Raw genomic sequence first — 25,271 nt, 5'->3', positions numbered from 1 at the left:
CGTATGAGCAATGAAACGGGGGTAAGGCTTGGAAGCCTTGTGCGGCGGGGGTTTGGGGGTGGAAATGTCCAATCCGACGATAAGAGAGGGGAATTGGCCTCTTATCGATCAATTGAAATTTATTTCAATGGATTGGAGGATCGGCGGGATTTGTTTTTATTGGATATTGCTAATTCATTAACGGCAGGTGGCGCGATTTATTGAGCAAACGTGCCCGATTTCGCGGTCGTGGCGCGGCATCGAGCCCCGGAGTGGGCAGGCCGCCGGGTGAGCGGCAAGGGGCGCGCCATTCGTTCGGGACGGGATGCGGCCGGGCGTTTTTCAGTCGAGGGAGGTGTGCTTCCGATCGATCGGGAACGCTGGTCGCACCGTGTGAACCCGGGCATCGGAGCGGCCCGGCCGGCGGGTGCGCGGACGCGCGAACGCGGCCGGTTGCACCCATCGGCGACGAATTCGGCCCGAACCCGATCACGTGAAGTAAACTACGCGGTTACGACGCACAGACCCGCCGAAAGCGTCGCGTTCAACGCGACGCTTTTGCATTTCTGCGGCAACTTTATTGACGCTTTCAACCGCGAATCCGAGCCGCGCCCGCGCGCGGCGATAGAGCCAACGATGTCCCGAATTTCCTTGTTTCCGCGTCAGTCCCGTCTGTCGCGCGCCGTGCGTGGCGCGCTGGCGATCCTGGCGCTCGGCGCAACCGCATCGGCCTGGGCGGCCGGCACCGGCGAACTGCCGGCGTCCGCTGCCGGCGGTGCAGTGCCGCTTACCGTGACGGTCCAGCCCGGCCAGTCGCTGAACGACATTGCGAAAGCGGCCACGCAGTCGCGCGATCCCGGTGTGCTCGCGCGCGCCGGCCGCGCGCTGTTCGACGCCAATCCGCAGGCGTTCATGAAGCACGACGCGAGCCGCCTGAAAGTCGGCGCGACGCTGACCGTGCCGGCGCTCGATGCGACAGGCGCGGCACTCGTGCCGGCAGCTGCATCCGGTGCATCGGGTACGACGGCAGCGTCCGCGCCCGTCGCGGCATCCGGCGGCACGGCGGTCGCGCAGCATGGTGCGTCGGCGCCGCATCCGGGGTCGACCCCGGCGGCGACCGTGCCATCCGCGCCGGTGGCGCCGGCCGTGCATGCGGCTCCGGTGAGCGGCGCGAGCGTCGCGACGGCCGCCGGTGCGGCGGCATCGCTCGGCGCTTCGGCGGCACACGGCGCATCGGCCGTCGAAAGCATGCAGCCGGCGGCGCCCGTTGCCGGCGCAAGCGGTCCGCATGTGTGGAGCGGCGCGATCCAGTCGGTGCCGTCGTCCGCGAGCGGTGCCGCGCTTCCGCCTGTTGCGGGCAGCCAGGTTTCGGGCATGAACGAACCGGCCGGCGCGGCGCCCGCCACGGGCGCGTCGCAGCCGCGGCCGTCGAGCCTGCAGCAACTGCTGGCGCTGAAGAACCGCGTGCTGATGGAGCTGCAGAAGCACGGCATCGGCAAGCCGGCCACGACGAACGAGGTCACGCCGGCGCCCGTGCCGGCACCTGTTGCGCCGCGTCCGGCCGCGAACGAAACGGGCGCGTCCGCTGCCGCGCCGACGGCAGGTGAAGCCACGTCCGGCGTTGCTGCCAGCGCAGTCCAGCCGGCATCGGTATCGGCGCCCGCGCAACCGGCCGCGCCGGTCGCGGCACCTGCGCGCAGTACCGGGCAGATGGACTGGCGTCCGGCCGCGGTGGCCGGTGCGGCCGTGATCGTCCTCGCCGCGGGTTTTGCTTGGCGCAAGCGCCGGAAGGGCCGGCGCGCGGAAGAAACGGGTGATGCGGGTACGAGCGCGACGGCTGCTGCGGTCGTCGCGGGCGGGGCCGCGGCTGCTGCGGCAGAAACCGACGCCGCGCCGTCCGTCGAGCCGGAACTGCCGATCCGGCCCGAGATGCCGGTCGCACGCGACGCGGCTTCCGACTTGAGCCTTGCCGCGGCCACTGCCGCAGCGGCGGAGACGGTCGAGACGCCTGATACGGATGTGCCGCCGGCGCCGGAAGTGGTGCCGCCGCATGACGAGCAGCCCGAATTACCGGCCGCGCACGCCGTAGTGCCGACCGCGAGCGAGGCGGCTCCGGCTCCGCACGATGCCGAGCCGGTAGAGAAGATCGCTGCCGAAAAGCCCGCGGATCAGCCTGCCGAGACGCCGATCGCACCCGCGGCCACCGAAACGCAGCACGCGGCGCTGATGCAGAACGCGATCAGCGCGCTCAACAGCCTCGACATGCCGCTGCCGCCGCGCACGCAGGACGAGCCGTCGCCGGCGACGGACGAGTCTGCCGCGCAGGCAACGCAGTCCGACACCGATCAAGTTGCAACTAACGGTCAAGCCAGCCAGCGCCTCCCGATTGGCGCGATCGATCCGGCCCCTGAACATCCGGCCGACCAGGACGACGAGTTCGATTGGGATCCGGACGCGGCGACGCCTGCCGGCCAGGCGGGCAGCCCGTTCGCGACGTCGTCGCTGCCGCCGCTCGGCGGCGCGCAGTTCGGCGCGCTGAAGCTCGACTTCGATCTGGACCTGCCGTCTACGCCGGGCGCCGCGTTGCCGGCGCTGACGCCGGACGAACTTGCCCGCATCGCGCGCAACAAGCTCGACCTCGCGACCGAATACGTCGAGCTGGGCGACCTGTCCGGCGCACGGACGCTGCTGCAGGAAGTGGTCGACGCAAACGACACCGCGACGCGCGACGATGCGCGTGCGCTGCTCGCGAAACTGGCGGACGAGGCGTGATGCGGATCGCGCTCGGCATTCAGTACGACGGCGCGGCGTTCTGCGGCTGGCAGGCGCAGCCGCACGGCAAGACGGTGCAGGACCGGCTCGAGCACGCGCTGGCCGAGTTCGCGCGCGTGCCGCTGCATACGACGGTGGCCGGGCGGACCGACACGGGCGTGCACGGGCTCGGGCAGGTCGTGCATTTCGATACCGACCTGGATCGCGAGGTGTTCTCGTGGGTGCGCGGGACCAACGCGTTCCTGCCGCCGACCGTGGCGGTGCAATGGGCGAAGCCGATGCCGGAGACGTTTCACGCGCGTTTCTCGGCGTTCGAGCGCACCTATTACTACGCGCTGTACGTGCATCCCGTGCGCTCGCCGATGCTGGCGGGGCGCGCGGGCTGGATCCACACGCCGCTCGACGACGACGCGATGCGCGCCGCCGCCGCGCACCTGATCGGCGAGCACGACTTCTCGTCGTTCCGGTCGTCGGAATGCCAGTCGAAGACGCCGGTCAAACACCTGTACCAGATCGACGTGCGGCGCGTGGGCCATTTCATTCATTTCCGGTTCCGCGCCAACGCGTTCCTGCACCACATGGTGCGCAACCTGATGGGTTGCCTCGTCGCGGTCGGCCGCGGTCGTTATCCGGCCGACTGGCTTGCCGACGTGCTGGCCGGGCGCGATCGCACTCTCGCGGCGCCCACGTTCATGGCCGACGGGCTGTACCTCGCCCACGTCGGCTACCCGGCGGAATTCGCCGTCCCGCCCGCGCAGCTCGGCAGCGTGCCGTGGAGCAGCGTCTGGGCCGACCTGGACCCTCAACCATGACGGATCACGCCGTGTCTCCTTCGACTCCCGCAGCGGCCGGCCTGCCGCCGCGCACGCGCATCAAGCTGTGCGGGCTGTCGCGCCCCGAGGACGTGCTGCACGCGGCGGCGCTCGGCGCCGACGCGATCGGCCTCGTGTTCTACCCGAAGAGCCCGCGCGCGGTGACGATCGCGCAGGCGGCCGAGCTGGCGCGCCTCGCGCCGCCGTTCGTGTCGGTGGTCGGGCTGTTCGTGAACGCGACCGAAGCCGAGATCGAAGCCGTCGTGCGCGACGTGCCGCTCACGCTGCTGCAGTTCCACGGCGACGAGACGCCGGAACAGTGCGACGCGCTCGGCCGCGCGGCCCGCCTGCCGTGGTTGCGCGCGGTGCGCGTCGGCCCCTCGACGCAGCGTGCCGATTTGGTAGAATCGGCACTTCATTATTCGAAAGCGCGCGGCCTCCTGTTCGACACCCTGGTGCCGGATTACGGCGGTAGCGGCAAGGTCTTCGATTGGTCTCTTATTCCCGCAGAGCTCGCGCATCGGGCCGTTTTGAGTGGTGGCTTGAGCGCGCAAAACGTCGGTGATGCGATTCGCCAGTTGCGCCCGTTTGCTGTCGATGTCTCGAGTGGCATCGAAGTGGAGGGCGCGAAGGGCGTGAAGGATCACGCCCGGATGGCGGCGTTCGTACGCGCGGTGCGCGAAGCGGATGCCGGGTGATGCAAGCCGGCGCGGCCCCGAAAGCGGGGCGCCCCGACCGATCGAGAGAGACACCATGTACAACCTTCCTGATGACCGCGGCCACTTCGGCCCGTATGGCGGCGTGTTCGTCGCCGAGACGCTGATTCACGCGCTGGACGAACTGCGCGCGGCGTATGAAAAATTCCAGAACGATCCCGATTTCGTCGCCGAATTCGAGCGCGAGCTGAAGCATTTCGTCGGCCGCCCGTCGCCGATCTATCACGCGCAGCGCTGGAGCGAGACGCTCGGCGGCGCGCAGATCTACCTGAAGCGCGAGGACCTGAACCACACGGGCGCGCACAAGATCAACAACGTGATCGGCCAGGCGCTGCTCGCGAAGCGCATGGGCAAGAAGCGCGTGATCGCCGAGACGGGCGCCGGCCAGCACGGCGTCGCGACCGCGACGATCTGCGCCCGCTTCGGGATGGAGTGCGTCGTCTACATGGGCTCGGAAGACGTGCGCCGCCAGGCCGCGAACGTCTACCGGATGAAGCTGCTTGGAGCGACGGTCGTGCCGGTCGAATCGGGTTCGCGCACGCTGAAGGACGCGCTGAACGAAGCGATGCGCGACTGGGTCACGAACATCGAAAGCACGTTCTACATCATCGGCACGGTCGCGGGCCCGCACCCGTACCCGATGATGGTGCGCGACTTCCAGCGCGTGATCGGCGACGAGTGCAAGGTGCAGATGCCCGAGCTCGCGGGCCGGCAGCCGGACGCGGTGATCGCCTGCGTCGGCGGCGGCTCGAACGCGATGGGCATCTTCTATCCGTACATCGACGACACGTCGGTGCAGCTGATCGGCGTCGAAGCGGCCGGCGACGGCCTCGACACGGGCCATCACGCGGCGTCGCTGATCGCCGGCAGCCCGGGCGTGCTGCACGGCAACCGTACCTACCTGCTGCAGGACGACAACGGCCAGATCATCGAGACGCATTCGGTGTCGGCGGGCCTCGACTATCCGGGCGTCGGCCCCGAGCACGCATGGCTGAAGGACAGCGGCCGCGCACAGTACGTCGGCATTACCGACGAGGAGGCGCTGAAGGCGTTCCACGACTGCTGCCGGATCGAGGGGATCATTCCCGCGCTCGAGTCGAGCCACGCGATCGCGTACGGCGTGAAGCTCGCGCCGACGTTGCCGAAGGACAAGATCCTGCTCGTCAACCTGTCGGGCCGCGGCGACAAGGACATGCACACGGTCGCCGAGCGATCGGGCATCGAGCTCTGACCCCGACCGATGCGTGACCTGATCGAAGAACCGGGCGGCGGTGCCGCGAGCGAGGCGGGGGCGGCGGTTCAACCCGCCGCCGCCGTGCCGCGCGCGCTGCCGTCCGGGATCGAACTGCACAACCGCGATTTCCTGACCGATGCCGCGCACCTGCCGGACGCGTCGATCGACCTGATCGTCGCCGATCCGCCGTACGGGCTCGGCAAGGACTACGGCAACGACTCGGACAAGCGTTCGGGCGACGACTTTCTCGCGTGGACGCGCGAGTGGCTCGAGCTCGCGATTCCGAAGCTGAAGCCGAGCGGGTCGATGTACATCTTCTGCACGTGGCAGTACGCGCCGGAAATCTTCAGTTTCCTGAAGACGCAGCTCACGATGGTCAACGAGATCATCTGGGACCGGCGCGTGCCGAGCATGGGCGGCACGACGCGCCGTTTCACGTCGGTGCACGACAACATCGGCTTTTTCGCGGTTTCCAGGGCGTATTACTTCGATCTCGATCCGGTCCGCATCCCGTACGACGCCGACACGAAGAAGGCCCGCTCGCGCAAGCTGTTCGAAGGCAGCAAGTGGCTGGAGATGGGCTACAACCCGAAGGACGTCTGGTCGGTTTCGCGCCTGCACCGGCAGCACGCGGAGCGCGTCGATCATCCGACCCAGAAGCCGCTGGAAATCATCGAGCGGATGGTGCTCGCAAGCTGCCCGCCGGGCGGCCGCGTGCTCGATCCGTTCATGGGCAGCGGCACGACCGCGGTGGCCTGCGCACGGCAGGGGCGCGACTTCGTCGGCTACGAGATCAACGAAAGCTATTGTGCGATCGCGCACGAGCGTGTGAACGCGCTCGCTGCGCCGGCGTGCGCGTGAATCGCGCCGCCGCGTCGCCGAAGCATTGAGGAAAAATTGCCATGTCCCGTATTCAGCAAACCTTCGCCGCGCTCGCCGAACAAGGCCGTAAGGGCCTGATCCCGTTCATCACGGCCGGCGATCCCGATCCCGCGAAAACCGTCGAATTCATGCACGCGCTCGCCGAAGGCGGCGCGGACGTGATCGAACTCGGCGTGCCGTTCTCGGACCCGATGGCCGACGGCCCGGTGATCCAGCGCTCGTCGGAGCGCGCGCTCGCGCGCGGCGTCACGCTGAAGAGCGTGCTCGCCGACGTGAAGCGCTTTCGCGAAACCGACCCCAAAACGCCCGTCGTGCTGATGGGTTATGCGAACCCGATCGAGCGGATGGGCGTCGACGCGTTCGCGGCCGAAGCGCAGGCGGCCGGTGTCGACGGCGTGCTTGTGGTCGACTATCCGCCGGAAGAGGCGGGCGTGTTCGCCGAGAAAATGCGCGCCGCGCAGATCGATCCGATCTTCCTGCTCGCGCCCACGTCGACCGACGAACGTATCGCCGACGTCGGCAAGATCGCGAGCGGCTACGTGTACTACGTGTCGCTCAAGGGCGTGACCGGCGCAGGAAATCTGGATGTTTCGAGCATTGCGGGTAAAATCCCGGCCATCAAGTCGCGCGTGCCGGTTCCGGTCGGCGTCGGCTTCGGTATCCGCGACGCCGAAACGGCGCGCGCGGTGGCCGAGGTGTCGGACGCGGTCGTGATCGGTAGCCGCCTCGTGCAACTGCTCGAAAGCGCTGCGCCGGAGGGTGCCGCCGCCGCGCTGAAGACTTTCATTGCCGAGCTGCGCGCCGCCCTGGACGGCGCGGGCAAGACGGCGCGATAAACACAACACAGGAAGCGGGAACGGGCCGGTCGGCCCGGCCCGCCACGGAACAGGAAACCATACGATGAGCTGGCTCGACAAACTGTTGCCGCCGAAGATCAAGCAGACCGACCCGAAAAGCCGCAAGGGCATTCCGGAAGGCCTGTGGGTCAAGTGCCCGTCCTGCGAGGCCGTGCTGTACCGTAACGACGTGGACGCGAACCTGCACGTGTGCCCGAAGTGCGATCACCACATGCGCATCGGCGCGCGTGAGCGCCTCGACGGGCTGCTCGATCCGGAAGGCCGTTATGAAATCGGTCAGGAAGTCGTGCCGGTCGACACGCTCAAGTTCAAGGACAGCCGCAAGTACCCCGATCGTCTGAAGGAAGCGATGGACGACACGGGCGAGACCGACGCGATGGTCGTGATGGGCGGTGCGATCCACACGCTGCCGGTGGTCGCGGCCTGCTTCGAGTTCTCGTTCATGGGCGGCTCGATGGGCTCGGTGGTCGGCGAGCGCTTCGCACGCGGCGCGCAGAACGCGCTCGAACAGCAGGTGCCGTTCATCTGCTTCACCGCGTCGGGCGGTGCACGGATGCAGGAAAGCCTGCTGTCGCTGATGCAGATGGCGAAAACCACCGCGATGCTGACCAAGCTGGCCGAAGCGAAGCTGCCGTTCATTTCGGTGCTGACCGACCCGACGATGGGCGGCGTGTCGGCGAGCTTTGCATTCCTCGGTGACGTCGTGATCGCCGAACCGAAGGCGCTGATCGGCTTCGCCGGCCCGCGCGTGATCGAGCAGACGGTCCGCGAGAAGCTGCCGGAAGGCTTCCAGCGCGCCGAATTCCTGATCAAGACGGGCGCGATCGACATGATCGTCGACCGTCGCAAGATGCGCGACGAGATCGCGCAACTGCTCGCGCTGCTGCAGCGACAGCCGGCCGACGCGCTGGCTTGACCGGCGCAAGGTTGTGAACTCTGCGCGTCGCCTGGCTTCCGCGTCAGGCGACGCGCTTCGTTTTTTGGCGTAGTGGCGGTACCGATCCAGATTTGAACCGATGAGCACTTTTCCCACTCTCGACGCGTGGCTTTCGCATCTCGAACGCGCGCACCCGGTCGGCATCGACATGGGCCTGACCCGCATCGGGCAGGTCAAGGCGGCGCTGCAGCTCGAATTCGCGTGCCCCGTCATTACCGTCGGCGGCACGAACGGCAAGGGCTCGACCTGCGCGTTCCTCGAGACGATCCTCGTGCGCGCGGGCTACAAGGTCGGCTGCCACACGTCGCCGCACCTGCTCGAATTCAACGAGCGCGCGCGCGTGAACGGGCAGAACGTCACCGATGACGAACTGCTGCCGCACTTCGAGGCCGTCGAAGCCGCGCGCACGTCGTTACCCGAGCCCGTGTCGCTCACGTACTTCGAATTCACGACGCTCGCGATCCTGCACCTGTTCGCGTCGCGCGGGCTGGACGCGGTGATCCTCGAAGTCGGCCTCGGCGGCCGGCTCGACGCGGTCAACATCATCGATACCGATTGCGCGATCGTCACGAGCATCGACATCGACCACACCGAATACCTCGGCGACACGCGCGAGAAGATCGCGTTCGAGAAGGCCGGGATCTTCCGTGCCGGCAAGCCGGCGATCTGCGGCGATCCGGCCGCGCCGCAAACGCTGATCGACCACGCGGAAGCGATCGGCGCCGACCTGTGGCTCGTCGGCCGCGATTTCCGCTACGAGGCGCAGGCAGGCGCGGAGCGCCAGCAGTGGAGCTACCTCGGCCGCGAGAAGCGCTATCCGGCGCTGGCGTATCCGGCGCTGCGCGGCGCGAATCAGCTGATCAATGCATCGGCCGCGCTTGCCGCGCTCGAGGCGTTGCGCCCGGTGCTGCCGGTGTCGGCGCAGGACATCCGGCTCGGCCTCGCGAACGTCGAACTGCCGGGGCGCTTCCAGGTGCTGCCCGGCAAGCCGGCGATCGTGCTCGACGTCGCGCACAACCCGCATGCATCGGCCGTGCTCGAGCAGAACCTCGGCAACATGGGTTTCTTCCCGTACACGTACGCGGTGTTCGGCGCGATGCACGACAAGGACATCGACGGCGTGCTGCAGCACCTGAAGGGCGAGATCGACCACTGGTGCGTGACCGACCTGCCGCTGCCGCGTGCGGCCACCGCCGAGCAGCTCGAAGCCGCGCTGCGCAAGGCCGGCGTGGAGGAGGGGCCCGATTCGAGCGTCACGCGTTACACGTCGCCCGCCGAAGCGTTTCGCGATGCACTAAAAAGAGCATCCGAGAATGATAGAATCGTGGTTTTCGGCAGTTTCCATACGGTTGCCGGCGTGCTGGCCTACCGTAAATCGCAGCAACACTGACTGACGGGCAGTTTCGGACTCAGCCATTCATGGGAATTTTCTCGTTCGGCAAGAAAGACGACGACGCGCCCCCGCGGCGCGGCGGTCGCACCGGGGCCTCCCGGAACGTGCGCACGGAGCGCACCTCTGAACGCGTCGAGCGCCGCTCGCGCCGCACCGAACGTCCGGAATCGGACGCGCTGCTCCTCGATCCGACCCTTCCAGAAAAGCAACGCGCACGCCGTCGCCTCGTCGGCGCGATCGCGCTCGTCGTCGCTGCGGTAATCGTGCTGCCGATGGTGCTCGATTCGCACCCGAAGCCGGTCACCGACGACATCGCGATCGACATCCCGAACCGGCCCGCGCACCAGGCAGTTGCGCCGCGCGACGACGATGTGTCCGACGTGCAGGCCGGCGTCGCGCATGACGAACCGCCGGCATCCGACACGGCCGTTGCGGCCGCACCGGCGCCCGCGCCGAAGGATGCCGCCAAGCCGGCCGCGAAACCCGATACCACGACCACGGCGAGCGTGACTCCGCCGAAGCCTGCGCCGAAACCGGCTGCGCCCGCGGCGAAGCCGGCTGCGCCGAAGCCCGCACCGGCGGCCGTCGCGAATGCCGACGCCGCGAGCCCGGACACCGGCGACGCGTCGTCGCCGTCGTCGCCGGCCGGTGCGCGCTTCGCGGTGCAGCTCGGGTCGTTCAAGGACGACGCGACGGCCCGTTCGTGGGCCACCAAGTTGAAATCGGCGGGCGTGCCCGCATATGTCGAGCATCGCAAGCAGTCGGATGGCAGCACGGCTACACTGTTGCGTGCAGGCCCGTTCGCGGATCGCGCGGCGGCTTCCGCCGCGATCGCGAAGGTGCGCGAAGCCGGTCTGACGCAGTAACGCACGATGCTGACGGCTTTCGACTACGCTGTATTGGCGGTGATCGTGTTGTCGGCGCTGCGCGGTGCGTGGCGCGGCTTCGTGTCCGAGATTTTCGGGCTGATCGGCTGGATCGCGGCGATCGTGATCGCGGGCCGCTACGTCGGATTGGTCGTACCGTATATACCGGCGAACTGGCCGGGCGGTGCGCTGACGCAGTGGGTGATCGCCTTCGCGTTGGTCGTGATCGGCGTGGTGCTGGTCGCCGGCGTCGCGAACGCGCTGCTGTCGCGGATCGCGCAGGCCAGTGGCCTGGGCGGCGTCGACCGCTCGCTGGGCATGATGTTCGGGCTCGTCCGCGGCTGCGTGCTGGTGGTGCTGCTGGTCGCGGCGGCCGGGCTGACCGAACTGCCCAAACAGGATTTCTGGCGCAATGCGCTATTGCGTCCTTTCGCCGAACAGGGCGTGCACGAGCTGAAGCAGCTCCTGCCCGACGGCATGGCCCAGTACGTACGCGTGTGACGACGCGGCTGGGCAGGACGGAACCGATTTTGTCATTCTGAAGGACATGCCATGTGCGGCATCGTAGGCGTTATCTCCCAATCCCCGGTCAACCAGCTGATCTATGACAGCCTGCTGCTGCTGCAGCATCGCGGTCAGGACGCGGCGGGCATCGCGACGGCGGACGGCAGCAATTTCCACATGTACAAGGCGAACGGCATGGTGCGCGACGTGTTCCGCACGCGCAACATGCGCAGCCTGCCCGGCACCTACGGCATCGGCCAGGTGCGCTACCCGACGGCCGGCTCGGCGTCGAGCGAAGCCGAGGCGCAGCCGTTCTACGTGAACGCGCCGTTCGGGATCATCCTCGCGCACAACGGCAACCTGACGAACTGGCAGCAACTGAAGGACGAGATGTTCCGGATCGACCGCCGGCACATCAACACCAATTCCGACAGCGAAGTGCTGCTCAACGTGTTCGCGCACGAGCTGCAACTGTCGACCACGGGCCTCGAGCTCGATCCGGCCTCGGTGTTCAAGGCCGTCTCGGGCGTGCATCGCCGCCTGCAGGGTTCGTATGCGATCGTGTCGCTGATCGCCGGCTACGGCCTGCTCGCGTTCCGCGACCCGTTCGGCATCCGCCCGCTCTGCATCGGCAAGCTCGAGACCGAGCACGGCACCGAATGGATGGTCGCGTCGGAGTCGGTCGCGGTCGAAGGCATCGGTTTCGAATTCGTGCGCGACCTTGAGCCGGGCGAAGCGATCTTCATCGACAAGGCCGGCAACTTCCACAGCCAGCAGTGCGCGGAGAACCCGACGCTGAACCCGTGCATGTTCGAATACGTGTACCTCGCGCGTCCGGATTCGTGCCTCGACGGCGTGCCGGTCTACAACGTGCGCCTGCGCATGGGCGACTATCTCGCCGAGAAGATCAAGCGCGAACTGCCGAACGTGCCGATCGACGTCGTGATGCCGATTCCCGATTCGTCGCGCCCGGCCGCGATGCAGGTCGCCGCGAAGCTCGGCGTTGAGTACCGCGAAGGCTTCTTCAAGAACCGCTACGTCGGCCGCACCTTCATCATGCCGGGGCAGGCCGTGCGCAAGAAGTCGGTGCGCCAGAAGCTCAATGCGATGAGCATCGAGTTCAAGGACAAGAACGTGCTGATCGTCGACGATTCGATCGTGCGCGGCACGACCTCGCACGAGATCGTGCAGATGGCGCGTGACGCGGGCGCGAAGTCGGTGATCTTCGCGTCGGCCGCGCCGCCCGTGAAGTTCCCGAACGTGTACGGCATCGACATGCCGACGCGCGGCGAGCTCGTCGCACACGGCCGCACCGACGAAGACGTCGCGAAGATCATCGGCGCCGACCACCTGATCTACCAGGACGTCGACGACCTGCGCCGCGCGGTGCGCGACATCAACCCGAAGCTCGAGCGCTTCGAGGCGTCGTGCTTCGACGGCAACTACATCACCGGCGACGTGACGCCCGAGTATCTCGATGCGATCGAGCGCGCGCGCCTCACGCCGGCGTCGCAGGCCGATCGCGATACGGCCGGCGACACCGAACGTTCGCAGATGAACCTGCAGCTGTCGGTCGAGTGACACCGGCGCACGCTTTGATCGAGGCGTGATAGGATGTGGCCTTGCGTCGATTTGATATCAGCTTGCGGACGCGGGGCGACTTCCCAAAACAGCTAAAGCGAAGGCCGGTGGCAACCGGCCCGAGTCGATCGCTGTCGTACCGCACCGAAGCCCGCTGATGCCGACGCATAGCGGGCTTTTTGTTTTTGGGCCTGGTTTTGATCTGGCCTGCGCGACGCGCGTGGCCATCGGATACGGAAAACGGAACATGGACGACTCCCTCAACTTCGACACGCTTGCCGTGCGCGCGGGCACGCTGCGCAGCGACTTCAACGAGCACTCGGAAGCGCTGTTCCTCACGTCGAGCTTCTGCTTCCAGAGCGCGGCCGACGCGGCCGAGCGCTTCGCGAATTCGGAAGACTACTTCACCTATTCGCGCTTCACGAACCCGACCGTCACGATGTTCCAGGATCGTCTCGCGGCGCTCGAAGGCGGCGAGGCGTGCATTGCGACGGCATCCGGGATGGCCGCGATCATGTCGGTCGTGATGGCCGCGCTGCAGGCCGGCGACCACCTCGTCAGCTCGCGCAGCCTGTTCGGCTCGACGCTCGGGATGTTCTCGCAGATCTTCAACAAGTTCGGGATCACGACGACCTTCGTCGACCCGACCGACCTGAACGCGTGGAAGGAAGCCGTGCGTCCGGAAACGAAGATGTTCTTCCTCGAGACGCCGTCGAACCCGCTGACCGAACTCGCCGACATCGAGGCGATCGGCAAGATCGCGAAGGCATCGAACGCGCTGTTCGTCGTCGACAACTGTTTCTGCAGCCCGGTGCTGCAGCAGCCGCTGAAGCTCGGCGCGGATGTCGTGATGCACTCGGCGACGAAATTCCTCGACGGCCAGGGCCGCGTGCTCGGCGGCGCGCTGGTCGGCTCGAAGGAATTCATCATGGGCAAGGTGTTCCCGTTCGTGCGCAGCGCGGGCCCGACGCTGTCGGCGTTCAACGCGTGGGTGCTGCTGAAGGGGATGGAGACGCTGTCGCTGCGTGTCGAGAAGCAATCGGCGAACGCGCTGGAGATCGCGCGCTGGCTCGATTCGCATCCGGCGGTCGCGCGCGTGTTTCATCCGGGCCTCGAATCGCACCCGCAGCACGAGCTCGCGAAGCGTCAGCAGAAGGCGGGCGGGGCGATCCTCTCGTTCGAGCTGAAGGGCGACACCCCCGAACAGCAGCGCGCGAATGCCTGGCGCGTGATTGACAACACGAAGCTGATCTCGATCACCGGCAACCTCGGCGACACGCGTACGACCATTACGCATCCGGCGACCACCACGCACGGCCGCATCACGCCGGAGGCGCGCGCGGCAGCGGGGATCAGCGAAGGGCTGATCCGCCTTTCGGTGGGCCTCGAGGATGCGGGCGACCTGCGCAAGGATCTCGCGCGCGGGCTGGAAGGCTGAGCGGGGCACGTCACGCATGTCGTGACGTGATCTGACGTGACGATGGACGAAGGGCCGTTCGCGCAAGCGAGCGGCCCTTCGTTTTGTGTGCCGATGAAATCGCGCGGCTTACCCGGTGCGATCGTCGCTGGCGTGCGTGTCGTTGCGCATCGCCTCCACCATCCACCGCAGCGTGTCGTCGAGCGGCGTGACGGGCAGCTCGCCCACCGCGCGCCGCAGCTTGTCGCGCGACCCGGACAGGCTCTTCACCTCGTTGTGCCGCACGAAACGCGGATCGATCGTCACGTCGATCACGTACCCGGCGATACGCGACAGCATCGCCAGCACTTCCTTCAGCGAATACGCGCGCTCCGAACACACGTTGAACGTCTCGCCGGCCGGCGCGGCTTCGACCAGCTTCAGGTACGCGGCCGTCACGTCGCGCACGTCGGAGAAATCGCGGCTCACGTCGAGGTTGCCGAGCGAGATCCGCGGGGCGTTGCGCGCGTAGTGCGCGACGAGCTTCGGCAGCAGGTACGCATCGCTCTGGCCGACACCCGTGTAGTTGAACGGCCGCGCGATCACGATCGGCAGACGGTCGGCCCACAGTTTCGCCGCGTATTCCATCGCGAGCTTGCTGACCGCGTAGTCGTTCGCCGGGGCGGGGGCGACGGTTTCGTCGAGCACGCCGGCCGTCGAATTGCCGTAGATGTTCGCGCTGCTGGCGAGCAGCACGGCCGACGGGCGGCGGTCGAGGCCCGCAAGCGCGGCCAGCAGGTTGCGGGTGCCGACGATGTTGACCGCGTAGGTTTCCGACGGCTCGTCCTGCGCGACATGCGCGCGCGCGGCGAGATGCACGACCGCATCGGGCCGGGCGTCGGCGGCCGCCGCGCGCAGCGCCTGCGCGTCGAGCAGGTCGACGGGCAGCAGCGTGCAGTGCGCGAAGGCCGGATCGTCGGGTCGCGCCGCGCCGGGCGCGACCGTGCCCCAGACCTCATAGCCGGCCGCCTGCAGGCGCTCGGCCATGTAGCGGCCCGTGAAGCCCGTCAGGCCGGTGACGAATGCACGGCGCGACGGGCGTCCGGCTTCAGAACGTGTCATGGTGTTGATTCCGCGTCAAATCGGCTTCGACCATCATCTGGCAAAGTTGTTCGAGCGTCGTCTTCGGTTCCCAGCCGAGTTTGGACCTGGCCTTGTCGGCGCAGCCGATCAGCAGGTCGACCTCGGCAGGGCGATAGAACTTCGGGTTCACTTCCACGAGCACGTTGCCGTTCGACGCGTCGAGGCCGCGTTCCTGTTCGCCCTTGCCGGTCCATTCGATCTGGTAGCCGGCCGCCGCGAACGCCATCCGCACGAAATCGCGCACGGTCTCGGTGCGGTTGGTCGCGAGCACGTAGGTGTCGGGTTCGTCGGCCTGCAGCATGCGCCACATGCCTTCGACATATTCAAGTGCAAAACCCCAGTCGCGCTTCGCGTCGAGGTTGCCGAGCTCGAGGCGGGTCGCCTTGCCGAGCTTGATCTTCGCGATGGTGTCGGTGATCTTGCGCGTGACGAACTCGCGGCCGCGCAGCGGCGATTCGTGGTTGAACAGGATGCCGCTGCTGCCGAACAGGCCATACGATTCGCGGTAGTTCACCGTCATCCAGTGCGCGTACAGCTTCGCGACGCCGTACGGGCTGCGCGGATAGAACGAAGTCGCTTCCGTCTGCGGGATCGACTGCACCTTGCCGAACATCTCCGACGTCGACGCCTGGTAGAAGCGCGTCTTCGGGCTCACGACGCGAATCGCCTCGAGCAGGTTCAACGGACCCAGGCCGGTCACTTCGGCGGTCGTCGCCGGCTGGTCGAACGACACGCCGACGAAGCTTTGCGCGGCGAGGTTGTACAGCTCGTCGGGCTGCGTGCGTTCGAGCAGGCGCAGGCTCGAGCCGGCGTCGGTCAGGTCGTGTTCGACGAGCGTGAGGTTCGGGTGCGCGTCGACGCCGAGCTCGGCGATGCGCCAGAAATTCACCGAGCTGGTGCGGCGGTAGGTGCCCGTGACCTCGTAGCCCTTGTCGAGCAGCAGCTTGGTCAGGTAGGCGCCGTCTTGCCCCGAGATCCCGGTAATGATGGCCTTCTTGCGAGTTTGGCTCATGACGTTGTCCTGGTAGAACGATGGAGGGTGAAAGTCAGGCGGTCGTGCCGGCGGCGGCCGGCAGCGCACGGCGTGCGGGGCCGCGCGTCAGGCGCCGTTCGAAGCCGTACCAGCTCAGGGTCGCGTACGCGAGCGTGATCGCGAGCGCCAGCGCGGCCGTGACGAAGCGGTTCAGGTGCAGCGGCCACAGCGCGTACAGCACGCTGAGGTGGATCAGGTACACGGTGTAGCTGACGGTGCCCACGTAGACGAGCATCGGGTTCGTCAGCACGCGCTGCACGAGGCCGCGTCCGCGCAGCGCGATCACGACGATCGACGTGCACAGCAGCAGCGAGATGCTGTAGAGCGCGGCGTTCGACAGCGGCGTGTTCGCGGCGCGAAAACGCGGGAACGACAGGTGCAGCCAGCCGAGGATCGCGAGCGACACGAGCGCGCCGACGATCGCGAGCGGATAGAACGGTTCCAGCGCGCGCCGGTCGCGGCGCAGCACGATCGCGAGCAGCGCGCCGGCGGCGAGCAGGTCCATCCGGAACGGCGTCAGGTAGTAGATCGGCCAGAACGAGTCGAACCACGGCGTCGCGATCGCGCGCAGCACGGGGGCCGCGACGATCAGCGCGGCGGCGACCCACAGCAGCGCGCGCTCCGAGCACCACAGCACGACGAACGGCCAGAAGATGTAGAACTGCTCCTCGACCGCGAGCGACCACAGCACGTTCAGGCTGTCGTGGCCGATGCTGCCGAGCGACAGCCCGATGTTGGTCGAGAAGAACGCGAACCACGGCCAGTGCGGCAGCCAGCCCGCACCGAACAGGATCGTCGACACCGCCAGCAGCAACACGTACGGCGGCAGGATGCGGCGCACGCGGCGTGCGTAGAAGTGGCTGAAGTACGACTGCCCGCGCGCCTTGCGATCGAGCAGGATGCCGGTGATCAGCAGGCCGCTCAGCACGAAGAACAGGTCGACGCCCATCCACAGCGGCGCCTTCAGCGCGTGCTGCAGGAACACGGCGCCCACCGCGATCGCGCGCAGCCCGTCGAGCTGCACGATGCGGCCGTGTTGCGGCGGCGTGGGGGCCGCGGGTCGCGAGAGGCCCGTCATCGCGCCGCTCCTTCGCGACGCGCGGCCTGAGCCGGGGCGAGTCGCACATCCGATGCGTAAACGTGAACGTAATGCATGCCATTAAATGAAATATCGAATCGAAATCGATTCTAGGGAAAAGAAATCGGCAAAAAAACGCGCGTCATTTATCCGGCGACAAACATTCAAATGCCGGTTAATTCGGTAGAGGGTTGAATGGTCGCCGCCCGGGAGGCCCCGCCAGGCGGAGAAAAGCGGCACTTTCTACAGACTGGAAAGCGAAAGGCGGTCGTAATTGCCGTTTTCGGGTGTCTTTGCGTGTCTGTTCCGGTTCGATATTTCAGGCGGAAACATCCTCAAATATTTCCAAATTTCTTGTGATTATTTTTGCTTGTAACCTGCATCGCGACGTTTGAAACCCATTTAGCGACAGGGTGCGCCGGCAGCGGTGCCGGTCGCTGTTGCATCAAGTCTGGAGAAGCGCATTGCGACGTCTGATTCTGGTAGGCATGACGGTATGCGCGACGCTGCTGACGAGCGCCGTACCGGCCGAAACGGTGTTGCCCGCGACGACGTCGTGGATCGGCAATACGTTCGGCTATGGCGACGGCAGCTGGACGCAGATCGACATCCGCGCGATCGCGGTGACGCCTGAAGGCAAGGTGTATACGAATGCGCCATGGGACGAGAGCGGCGCCGAAGCGAGCGTCTACCAGGACGGGAAGATGCTCGGCTTCGCCGGCGGCACGCACGGCTGGGGCAACCTCGGCGGCAGCGCGATCGCCGTGAACAGCAAATATGCGTACGTCGCGATCGGTGTCGGCAACGAGCGCGGCCACCTGCAGTCGCCCGGCATCTGGCCGGACAAGGGCAAGCAGTGGTTCGGCATCTCGCGCCGCACGATCGGCGACATGAAGCAGCCGGCGCCGTTCCGCGCGGCGCCGCAGGTGGCCCCGGGCGGGCGTGCCGATGCCGGCCGCGCGCGGATGGCCGCGAGCTTCATGGTGATGAACGAGGTGGCGGCGCCCGCGCGCTCGGAAACGGGCGAGCAGAAGGCGGAAGTCGGCGGCCTCGCGGCCGACGACAAGACGCTGTTCGCGACGAATCCGACGCGCGACGCGGTGGACGTGTACGACGCGGAGACGATGCAGCAGAAGGGCACGTGGAACGCGCACGAGCCGGGCCGCATCGCGCTCGCGGGCGACGGCACGTTGTGGCTGCTCACGGACACGATCAAGGGGCCCGCGCACCTCGCGCACGTGCGCGCCGACGGCCGCAAGCTCGACGACGCCCCCGCGCTGCCGGAAGGCACCGACGCGGTGGATGTGGCCGTCGACGCGAAAGGGCGCGTGCTCGTCGCGGACAACGGGCCGCGCCAGCAGATCCTGATCTTCTCGAAAGGCGGCAAGGGTTATGCGCAGTCGGGCACGCTCGGCGAGCGCGGCGGCATCTTCGCGGGCCCGGTGCCGGGCCGGCCCGGGCCGCAGCGTTTCAACGGGCTGACGGGGGTCGGTGTCGACCGGGCGGGCAACATCTACGTGTCGATGAACGGCATCGGGCCGCGTCACGACACGATCGGTGCGGGGCTCGGCGCCGTGCTCGAAAGCTACACGCCGGACGGCAAGCTGCGCTGGCAGGTGCAGGGGCTGCTGTTCGTCGACGGCGCATGGCTCGACCCGGCGCGGCCGAACAGCGTGTACACGGGCAACAAGCGCTTCGAGCTCGACCTGTCGAAGCCGCCGGGCCAGGACTGGAAATACGCCGGCTTCCTGTCGAACCGCTTCAAGTATCCGGACGACCCCGTGTTCCATACGGACCAGTGGCCCGGCATGCCGATCGCACGCCGCGTCGACGGCCGCACGTTCCTGTACCTGACGGACATGTACGCCGATCACCTGAAGATCTACCGCTTCGACGCGAAGCGCGACGGCGAAGTCGCGATTCCGTCCGGTCTGATCGCGGGCCGCGCGCGGCCGGTCGACAACGTGCCGAACAAGCCGCCGGGCGGCGACTGGCTGTGGCGCGACGCGAACGGCAACGGCCGGCTGGATGCCGACGAGTTCGAGATCAATACCACCGGCAAGGCGAAGGCGGGCGGCTGGGGCTGGTGGGTCGACACGAAGGGCGACATCTGGCGCACGAGCGACGTGCGCGGCATCCACCGCTTCCAGTACGGCGGCGTCGACAAGGCCGGCAACCCGATCTACTCGTACGACAAGGTCACGACCTATCCGATGCCGCAGCCGTTCACGCAGCTGCGCCGCTCGATCTACGACGCGCAGACGGACACGCTGTACGTGACCGGTTACACGGCCGACGCGCCGCCGCAGCCGGGCATCAACAAGGAAGTGGGCCGTGTGCTGGTCCGCTTCGACAAGTGGTCGACGGGCTCGCCGGTCGTGCGCTACCAGGTCGCGCTGCCGTGGCAGCTCGACGCGAAGCCGATCTTCGACCTGATCGGGATCACGGCCGAGGGCCGCTACCTGTTCGGGGTGGAGCCGGTCGGCAAGATCCACGTGTACGACAAGGAAACCGGCAAGGAAGTGGGCGTGATGAGCCCGGGCGCCGAGGTCGGCAAGGCATCCGGCTGGGTCGACGTGCCGTTCGGCATCAGCGCGTTCCGGCGCGATAACGGCGAGTACCTCGTGTTCGTCGAGGAAGACGCGCGCGGCAAGGTGCTGATGTATCGCTGGAAACCGTGACGGACGACGTCACACAAGGCAGAAGCATGGACAAAGGCATACTCAAGAACGTTTCGATCAACTTCATCGGGCTGATCCTGCCGACCTTCGTGTCGCTGGTGACGGTGCCCGCGTATATCCACGCGCTCGGCGTCGAACGTTATGGCGTCGTCAGCCTCGTGTGGACGCTGATCGGCTATTTCGGGATCCTCGATCTCGGGATGAGCATGGCCGCGCAGAACCACATCTCGAAGGCGCTCGCGAGCGGCAACGACGACGAAAGCGCGCGCGTGTTCTGGAGCGCGTTCTGGCTGAACCTCGGCACCGGCATCGTGGGCGGGCTGCTGATCTATTTCGGCGCGTTCATCTACACCGCTTACTTCACGAAGGTGTCGGCGGCGATGCAGCACGAGGTGTATCTCGCGCTGCCGTGGCTCGCGCTCGCGATTCCGCTGGCGAACGTGTCGTGGGTGTTCGCCGGCGCGATCAACGGCGCCGAACGCTTCGGCGTGTTCAACACGAACCAGACGATCGGCACGTTCCTGTTCCAGCTGCTGCCGCTCGGCGCCGCGTGGTGGATCGCGCCGAACCTGCAGACGGTGCTCGCCGCGGCGGTCGTCGCGCGCCTGATCGCGGCGGTGATGCTCGGCCACGCCAGCATCAAGGTGCTCGGGATCCGGCGCATCGATCCGCCGCAATGGGGCACCGCGAAAGGGCTGTTCAATTTCGGCGGCTGGATGCTGATCGCGAGCACGACGAGCATGATCGCCGACACGCTCGACCGCGTGATGCTCGGCGCCGGCATGGGCGCGAAGTTCGTCACTTACTACACGGTGCCGCAGAACCTCGTCACGCGCCTGAACATGCTGCCGAACGCGCTCGTGCGCACGCTGTTCCCGCGCCTGTCGGCCGTCGGCCGCGACCATGCGGACACGCTCGCGCGCCAGTCGCTCGAATTCCTGAACGGGGTGTTCACGCCGGTCGGCATCGTCGCGATCTTCGCGCTCGCGCCGTTCCTCACGCTGTGGGTCGGCGCGGATCTCGCCGCGCATTCGGCGCCGGTCGGCCGCGTGCTGGTGATCAGCGTGTGGCTCGTCGGCCAGGCGAGCGTCACGCGCATCCTGATCCAGTCGCAGGTCAATCCGTCCCGCGCGGCCTTTGCCGGGCTCGTCCAGATGCCGTTCTTCGTCGGCGGCCTGTGGTTCGGTATCCATCACTTCGGGCTGATCGGCGCGGCGGTGGTCGTCGCGGCGCGCGCGTTCGTCGACTACGGCGTGCTGCTGTACCTGTCGGCGATCCGGATGCGCGCGATCGTGCTCGACATGCTCGCGCACCTCGCGTTCCTGCTGGCGAGCCTGTTTCTGGCGCAGGCATGGCCGGGGCTCGTCGAGTCGATCGGCATGTGCGCGGTCGTGCTGCTGCTGAACGTCGCGTGGTCGCTCACGATGACGCCGGGGCTGCGTGCGCTCGTGCGCGACCTGTTTGTCCGTCTCAATGCGAGGAGAACCGCTTGACGTCTTCCGTTGCCTGAAAGCAGCGGATTCCCACAACTGGCGATGCACGTCCGCATCGGAGAGTGTTCAGAGCAGCGTTGGTATCCCGATCATGCACGACACCGCAACCACTGCAGGCCCACTCTCTTATTCGCAGTCCCGCGATACCTTTCGGCCGCGTCGTGCTGTCTTTCGATCCGCACGACGAACAGGACTGGGTAGAACCGCTTTCGTCGACTTCCTCGAACGTGACCCCGTGCGCCATCGCCTTGTAACGGAGCTTGTTGCGGAAGGACGACCAGGATGCGTCATAGACGCTCTTTGCCATTCTGGTCCTGGCGAGTTTGGTGGCGGACACGTTGCCGACCGCGATGTAGTCGAAGCGCCGCACCAGATCGAGCGCGAGCTTGTACTGGAAATCGGCGCGGGCATTTGCCACCTTGCCGTGCAGCTTCGCGATATGGCGCTTGTGCTTGCGTGCTCGTTGCGCTTTCGCCAGCTTTTCCGCCGCGCGTCGACCGAACCGGTCGTTGGGAAGCTTCTCACCGGTCGAAAGTGTGGCGAATTCTTTCAGACCGAGATCGATGCCGACACCGGAACGGATCGGGCGCGCGGGAACTTCGGGTACTTCGATCGCGACGTTCAGGAACCAGTTGCCGCGCGCATCCTGCGCGAAATTGGTTCCATCCTTGATCTTGCCTTCGGGAAGCGGGCGACTGTTGAACACACGGAACGTGTTGCCGGCGAAGCGAAATGCATCTCCTTCACGCTTCAGGTCACGCCCCTTCAGCGGCACCCAGCCGAGCGATTTCCTGCCGCGATAGCGCAGGTACGGGCGTCGGTGCTGGTCGCGCGACTTCGCGTATTGCTCACACGTTGCGTTGACCGTGCCGGAGTGAATGCCGAGCTCCTTGCTGCTGCCGGTTGTCAGTACGTTCAGGTCGAAGCCGGTCGGCCACCTCTTGCTCCACTTGAGCGCGTGCTTCTGCGTGTCGTTGCAGAAGTTCCAGACGTAGTTCACCGCTCGGCTCTGCTTATTAAGCAGACCGCTGAGCGATTTCACCCGGTAGCGATAGACAAGAATCATGCCGGTCACTCTAACCTGGGAATGCCGTTTGTCGACGGCGCTCCTTTCTTCCCCGCCAACAATGGCAGGGCTTCTTGGAGCGACTGATGAATCGCGATCTGGCGGAACACGCCTTGTTGAATCTCGCCTCGGCCGATGCCGCCGCGGCCGAAGCCGGCGATGTCGCCGCACTGCGCCGGCCCGTGCCGGCCGAGCGCGCCAGCGCGCGGCAACCGTCGCGCGCGCTGCGCGTGGCGATCGTCCACGACTGGCTCGTGACCTACGCGGGCGCCGAGCGCGTGCTCGAACAGATCGTCGCGTGTTTTCCCGACGCCGACCTGTTCAGCCTCGTCGACTTCCTCGACGACCGCGCGTTCGTGCGCGGCAAGCCGGTGACGACGTCGTTCATCCAGAAGCTGCCGTTCGCGCGCACCAAGTACCGCAGCTACCTGCCGCTGATGCCGCTTGCGATCGAGCAGCTCGACGTGTCGGAGTACGACCTGGTGATATCGAGCAGCCACGCGGTCGCGAAGGGCGTGCTGACGGGGCCGGACCAGATGCACATCAGCTACGTGCATTCGCCGATCCGCTATGCGTGGGACCTGCAGCACCAGTACCTGGAACAGTCGAACCTCACGCGCGGGCCGAAATCGCTGCTCGCGCGGATGATCCTGCACTACATCCGCAACTGGGATACGCGCACCGCGAACGCGGTGGACGGTTTCGTCGCGAACTCCGCGTTCATCGCGCGGCGCATCAGGAAGGTCTACCACCGCGACGCGGCGGTGATCTTCCCGCCGGTCGACGTCGACGCGTTTTCGCTGAACGCGGAGAAGGACGATTTCTACCTGACCGCGTCGCGGATGGTGCCTTACAAGAAGATCGACCTGATCGTCGAGGCGTTCTCGAAGACGCCCGAGCGCAAGCTCGTCGTGATCGGCGACGGCCCCGAGATGCAGAAAATCCGCGCGAAAGCCGGCCCGAACGTCGAGATCATGGGCTACCAGCCGTTCGCGGTACTGCACGACCGGATGCGGCGCGCGAAGGCGTTCGTGTTCGCGGCCGAGGAGGATTTCGGGATCTCGGTCGTCGAGGCGCAGGCGTGCGGCACGCCCGTGATCGCCTACGGCAAGGGCGGCGCGCTCGAAACCGTGCTCGACCCGCAATCGAACCGGAATCCGACCGGGCTCTTCTTCGACGAACAGACGCCGCACGCGATCGTCGCGGCGGTCGACGATTTCGAGCGCGCGCCGCAGCGCTTCACGCCGGACGCATGCCGCGCGAACGCGGAGCGGTTTTCCGCCGATACGTTCCGGCGGCGCTTTCTCGACTACGTGGAAGCCGCGCTGCCCGGCTCGACCGCGCAGCGCGGTACGGCCGTCGCGCCGCTGCCGGCCGCGCGCGGCCCGGCGACGCTCGTGCTCGACCAGAGCGGCGTGCTTGGCGGCGCCGAGCTGTCGCTGCTCGAGATCATGAAACACATGCGCGCGAACGCCGACGTGCTGCTGTTCGACGACGGCCCGTTCCGTGCGGCGCTCGACGAGATCGGCGCGCGCGTCGACGTGGTCGACCAGGGGGCGCTCGCGGGCGTGCGCAAGCAGGGCGGCGTGTCGGTCGGCGCGGTGAAGCAGCTCGTGCGGCTCGTGCGCGATGTGGCGCGGCGGGCGCGCCGCGCCGAGGTGATCTACGCGAACACGCAGCGCGCGATGGTGGTCGCCGCGCTGGCCGGGCGGCTCGCGCGCAAGCCGGTGGTGTGGCATCTGCGCGACATCGTGAGCACCGACCATTTCGGCAGCAAGCAGTTGCTGGCGATCAAGTACTGCGCGCGGCTCGGCGTCACGCGCGTGATCGCGAACTCCGACGCGTCCGCGCAGGCGTTCCGCGCGCTGACGGGCTTCACGCCGCAGCACGTCGACGTCGTGTTCAACGGCATTTCGGCCGAGCCGTTCGATGCGCTGGAAGGCGTCAGCCAGGCCGCGCTGCGCGCGCGGCTGGGATTGCCCGAGCACGCATGGCTCGTCGGTTCGTTCAGCCGCCTCGCGCACTGGAAGGGGCAGCACGTGCTGCTGGAGGCCGCCGCGCGGCATCCCGACATGCACGTGGTGCTGGTTGGCGCGCCGCTGTTCGGCGAGGACGAATACGCGGCGCAGCTGCACGAATTCGTCGCCCGGCACGGGATGGACGAGCGCGTGCATTTCCTCGGGTTCCAGCGCGACGTGGCCGCGTGCATGACGGCGGTCGACGTCGTCGCGCATACGTCGATCACGCCCGAGCCGTTCGGGCGCGTGATCGTCGAGGGGATGCTCGCGCGCCGGCCGGTTGTCGCGGCCCGCGCGGGCGGCGTCGTCGAGATCATCGAGGACGGCGACAACGGGCTGCTCTGCACGCCGGGCGATGCGGCCGCGCTGGCCGGGGCGCTGGATACGCTGAAGCGCGACGGTGCGCTGCGCGAGCGGCTCGTCGCGAGCGGGCGTGCGACGGCGGTGCGCCGGTTCGGTACCGAAACCTACGTGGAGCGGGTCGAGAAGATTCTCGCGGATACGGCGAAGGCCGCGAAGGCGAAAAAGCAGTAATCGGCGCGAGCCGCCCCGGGAACGAGCCCTCATGCGGCAATACGCTGCGTGGGGGCTTTGCTTTTCCGCGCGGGGGGCTGGTCGGGCGAGTGGCGGGCAGGTCGTTGCGTCGTGTGGCGGGCGCGTGTTTGCACGATCGCCGTTGGGGGAGCGGCGGGCGATGTGAGAGGGCGGCGGGATAGGGCGACGTGAGAGGGCGACGTGAGAGGGCGACGTGAGAGGGCGGCGCGAGAAGACAACGCGAGAAGACGATGCCCAGGGCACCCCGCCCAGCGAAAGCCGGCCGAGGACGGCCC

At 67.2% G+C, this 25,271-nt stretch carries 20 protein-coding genes; 16 read left to right on the top strand and 4 right to left on the bottom strand.

The genetic code is table 11. The annotated features are described in order from the left end of the window. The first annotated feature begins 3 nt into the window (after nt 1–3). The 13 genes from VK92_RS41555 (at nt 4) to VK92_RS07985 (ending at nt 13,971) form a co-directional block, all read left to right on the top strand. Nucleotides 4–204 (top strand): hypothetical protein, encoded by a 201-nt coding sequence (locus VK92_RS41555; RefSeq protein WP_131723337.1) that lies wholly within the window; start codon nt 4–6, stop codon nt 202–204. 411 nt (nt 205–615) lie between these two features. After that, on the top strand, nt 616–2,751 hold the full coding sequence (locus tag VK92_RS08040; RefSeq protein WP_048022075.1) for a FimV/HubP family polar landmark protein: 2,136 nt from the start codon (nt 616–618) through the stop codon (nt 2,749–2,751). Continuing rightward, the gene (gene truA / locus VK92_RS08035; RefSeq protein WP_048022073.1) at nt 2,751–3,563 is read left to right on the top strand and encodes a tRNA pseudouridine(38-40) synthase TruA; all 813 of its coding nucleotides are present in this window, start codon (nt 2,751–2,753) and stop codon (nt 3,561–3,563) included. Before VK92_RS08040 ends, truA begins: the two co-directional genes overlap by 1 nt. Then, nucleotides 3,560–4,261, top strand: coding sequence for a phosphoribosylanthranilate isomerase (locus VK92_RS08030; protein ID WP_042974244.1), 702 nt, complete (start codon nt 3,560–3,562; stop codon nt 4,259–4,261). The genes truA and VK92_RS08030 overlap by 4 nt, the downstream gene beginning before the upstream one ends. Nucleotides 4,262–4,316: 55 nt before the next feature. Beyond that, on the top strand, nt 4,317–5,510 hold the full coding sequence (gene trpB, locus VK92_RS08025; protein WP_027791145.1) for a tryptophan synthase subunit beta: 1,194 nt from the start codon (nt 4,317–4,319) through the stop codon (nt 5,508–5,510). Nucleotides 5,511–5,519: 9 nt separating this feature from the next. Next, a complete protein-coding gene (locus VK92_RS08020) occupies nt 5,520–6,374 on the top strand; it encodes a DNA-methyltransferase (protein WP_021158728.1) in 855 nt (284 codons plus the stop codon). A 41-nt stretch (nt 6,375–6,415) separates the two neighbouring features. Beyond that, nucleotides 6,416–7,231, top strand: coding sequence for a tryptophan synthase subunit alpha (trpA, locus tag VK92_RS08015; protein ID WP_027791147.1), 816 nt, complete (start codon nt 6,416–6,418; stop codon nt 7,229–7,231). Between the two features lie 64 nt (nt 7,232–7,295). Continuing rightward, nucleotides 7,296–8,168: an acetyl-CoA carboxylase, carboxyltransferase subunit beta gene (gene accD, locus VK92_RS08010; protein WP_021158729.1), complete on the top strand. Its 873-nt coding sequence runs from the start codon at nt 7,296–7,298 to the stop codon at nt 8,166–8,168. Nucleotides 8,169–8,268: 100 nt separating this feature from the next. Then, complete coding sequence (folC, locus tag VK92_RS08005; RefSeq protein ID WP_021158730.1) at nt 8,269–9,579, top strand: bifunctional tetrahydrofolate synthase/dihydrofolate synthase; 1,311 nt, start codon at nt 8,269–8,271, stop codon at nt 9,577–9,579. A 29-nt stretch (nt 9,580–9,608) separates the two neighbouring features. Then, nucleotides 9,609–10,448 (top strand): SPOR domain-containing protein, encoded by an 840-nt coding sequence (locus VK92_RS08000; protein WP_048022070.1) that lies wholly within the window; start codon nt 9,609–9,611, stop codon nt 10,446–10,448. A 6-nt stretch (nt 10,449–10,454) separates the two neighbouring features. Next, nucleotides 10,455–10,949 (top strand): CvpA family protein, encoded by a 495-nt coding sequence (locus VK92_RS07995; protein ID WP_006491262.1) that lies wholly within the window; start codon nt 10,455–10,457, stop codon nt 10,947–10,949. A 51-nt stretch (nt 10,950–11,000) separates the two neighbouring features. Continuing rightward, nucleotides 11,001–12,533 carry an amidophosphoribosyltransferase gene (gene purF, locus VK92_RS07990; RefSeq protein WP_021158732.1) on the top strand — a complete coding sequence of 511 codons (1,533 nt, stop codon included), beginning with the start codon at nt 11,001–11,003 and terminating at the stop codon, nt 12,531–12,533. Between the two features lie 247 nt (nt 12,534–12,780). Beyond that, nucleotides 12,781–13,971 (top strand): O-succinylhomoserine sulfhydrylase, encoded by a 1,191-nt coding sequence (locus tag VK92_RS07985; RefSeq protein WP_048022068.1) that lies wholly within the window; start codon nt 12,781–12,783, stop codon nt 13,969–13,971. A gap of 108 nt (nt 13,972–14,079) precedes the next feature. On the opposite strand, the gene VK92_RS07980 is transcribed toward VK92_RS07985, so the two are convergent. The 3 genes from VK92_RS07980 to VK92_RS07970 are packed head-to-tail and all read right to left on the bottom strand — an operon-like array spanning nt 14,080 to nt 17,183. After that, nucleotides 14,080–15,051, bottom strand: coding sequence for an NAD-dependent epimerase/dehydratase family protein (locus tag VK92_RS07980; RefSeq protein WP_048022066.1), 972 nt, complete (start codon nt 15,049–15,051; stop codon nt 14,080–14,082). Then, nucleotides 15,038–16,084 carry a GDP-mannose 4,6-dehydratase gene (gene gmd / locus VK92_RS07975; RefSeq protein ID WP_021158735.1) on the bottom strand — a complete coding sequence of 349 codons (1,047 nt, stop codon included), beginning with the start codon at nt 16,082–16,084 and terminating at the stop codon, nt 15,038–15,040. The genes VK92_RS07980 and gmd overlap by 14 nt, the downstream gene beginning before the upstream one ends. Nucleotides 16,085–16,118: 34 nt before the next feature. Next, nucleotides 16,119–17,183, bottom strand: coding sequence for an acyltransferase family protein (locus tag VK92_RS07970; RefSeq protein WP_048022064.1), 1,065 nt, complete (start codon nt 17,181–17,183; stop codon nt 16,119–16,121). 488 nt (nt 17,184–17,671) lie between these two features. Between VK92_RS07970 and VK92_RS07965 the strand changes: the two genes are divergently transcribed. Together VK92_RS07965 and VK92_RS07960 are read left to right on the top strand one after the other, a co-directional pair. Next, the gene (locus tag VK92_RS07965) at nt 17,672–19,864 is read left to right on the top strand and encodes a hypothetical protein (protein ID WP_048022062.1); all 2,193 of its coding nucleotides are present in this window, start codon (nt 17,672–17,674) and stop codon (nt 19,862–19,864) included. A 26-nt stretch (nt 19,865–19,890) separates the two neighbouring features. Beyond that, nucleotides 19,891–21,357, top strand: a complete 1,467-nt coding sequence (locus tag VK92_RS07960; protein WP_048022060.1) for a flippase — start codon at nt 19,891–19,893, stop codon at nt 21,355–21,357. On the opposite strand, the gene VK92_RS07955 is transcribed toward VK92_RS07960, so the two are convergent. Beyond that, complete coding sequence (locus VK92_RS07955; protein WP_048022058.1) at nt 21,335–22,423, bottom strand: RNA-guided endonuclease InsQ/TnpB family protein; 1,089 nt, start codon at nt 22,421–22,423, stop codon at nt 21,335–21,337. The genes VK92_RS07960 and VK92_RS07955 overlap by 23 nt on opposite strands. An 86-nt stretch (nt 22,424–22,509) precedes the next feature. Here VK92_RS07955 and VK92_RS07950 point away from each other — a divergent pair, with 86 nt between their 5' ends. Continuing rightward, on the top strand, nt 22,510–24,975 hold the full coding sequence (locus VK92_RS07950) for a glycosyltransferase family 4 protein (protein ID WP_048022056.1): 2,466 nt from the start codon (nt 22,510–22,512) through the stop codon (nt 24,973–24,975). Nucleotides 24,976–25,271: the final 296 nt, after the last annotated feature.

It is taken from the genome of Burkholderia sp. LK4, assembly GCF_001043615.1.
GTDB lineage: Bacteria > Pseudomonadota > Gammaproteobacteria > Burkholderiales > Burkholderiaceae > Burkholderia > Burkholderia cepacia.
The sequence above is the reverse complement of the archived record's forward strand: the minus strand, read 5'-3'. Positions and strand labels throughout refer to the sequence as shown.

Bases quoted from the DNA above. Each gene is read 5' to 3' on its own strand.
- VK92_RS08000 (WP_048022070.1), top strand. From the start codon at position 9,609: ATGGGAATTTTCTCGTTCGGCAAGAAAGACGACGACGCGCCCCCGCGG.
- VK92_RS41555 (WP_131723337.1), top strand. From the start codon at position 4: ATGAGCAATGAAACGGGGGTAAGGCTTGGAAGCCTTGTGCGGCGGGGG.
- VK92_RS08020 (WP_021158728.1), top strand. From the start codon at position 5,520: ATGCGTGACCTGATCGAAGAACCGGGCGGCGGTGCCGCGAGCGAGGCG.
- VK92_RS07955 (WP_048022058.1), bottom strand. From the start codon at position 22,423: ATGATTCTTGTCTATCGCTACCGGGTGAAATCGCTCAGCGGTCTGCTT.
- gmd (WP_021158735.1), bottom strand. From the start codon at position 16,084: ATGAGCCAAACTCGCAAGAAGGCCATCATTACCGGGATCTCGGGGCAA.
- folC (WP_021158730.1), top strand. From the start codon at position 8,269: ATGAGCACTTTTCCCACTCTCGACGCGTGGCTTTCGCATCTCGAACGC.
- trpB (WP_027791145.1), top strand. From the start codon at position 4,317: ATGTACAACCTTCCTGATGACCGCGGCCACTTCGGCCCGTATGGCGGC.
- accD (WP_021158729.1), top strand. From the start codon at position 7,296: ATGAGCTGGCTCGACAAACTGTTGCCGCCGAAGATCAAGCAGACCGAC.
- VK92_RS07950 (WP_048022056.1), top strand. From the start codon at position 22,510: ATGAATCGCGATCTGGCGGAACACGCCTTGTTGAATCTCGCCTCGGCC.
- VK92_RS07985 (WP_048022068.1), top strand. From the start codon at position 12,781: ATGGACGACTCCCTCAACTTCGACACGCTTGCCGTGCGCGCGGGCACG.
- purF (WP_021158732.1), top strand. From the start codon at position 11,001: ATGTGCGGCATCGTAGGCGTTATCTCCCAATCCCCGGTCAACCAGCTG.
- VK92_RS07960 (WP_048022060.1), top strand. From the start codon at position 19,891: ATGGACAAAGGCATACTCAAGAACGTTTCGATCAACTTCATCGGGCTG.
- trpA (WP_027791147.1), top strand. From the start codon at position 6,416: ATGTCCCGTATTCAGCAAACCTTCGCCGCGCTCGCCGAACAAGGCCGT.
- VK92_RS07995 (WP_006491262.1), top strand. From the start codon at position 10,455: ATGCTGACGGCTTTCGACTACGCTGTATTGGCGGTGATCGTGTTGTCG.
- VK92_RS07965 (WP_048022062.1), top strand. From the start codon at position 17,672: ATGACGGTATGCGCGACGCTGCTGACGAGCGCCGTACCGGCCGAAACG.
- VK92_RS08040 (WP_048022075.1), top strand. From the start codon at position 616: ATGTCCCGAATTTCCTTGTTTCCGCGTCAGTCCCGTCTGTCGCGCGCC.
- VK92_RS07980 (WP_048022066.1), bottom strand. From the start codon at position 15,051: ATGACACGTTCTGAAGCCGGACGCCCGTCGCGCCGTGCATTCGTCACC.
- VK92_RS08030 (WP_042974244.1), top strand. From the start codon at position 3,560: ATGACGGATCACGCCGTGTCTCCTTCGACTCCCGCAGCGGCCGGCCTG.
- VK92_RS07970 (WP_048022064.1), bottom strand. From the start codon at position 17,183: ATGACGGGCCTCTCGCGACCCGCGGCCCCCACGCCGCCGCAACACGGC.
- truA (WP_048022073.1), top strand. From the start codon at position 2,751: ATGCGGATCGCGCTCGGCATTCAGTACGACGGCGCGGCGTTCTGCGGC.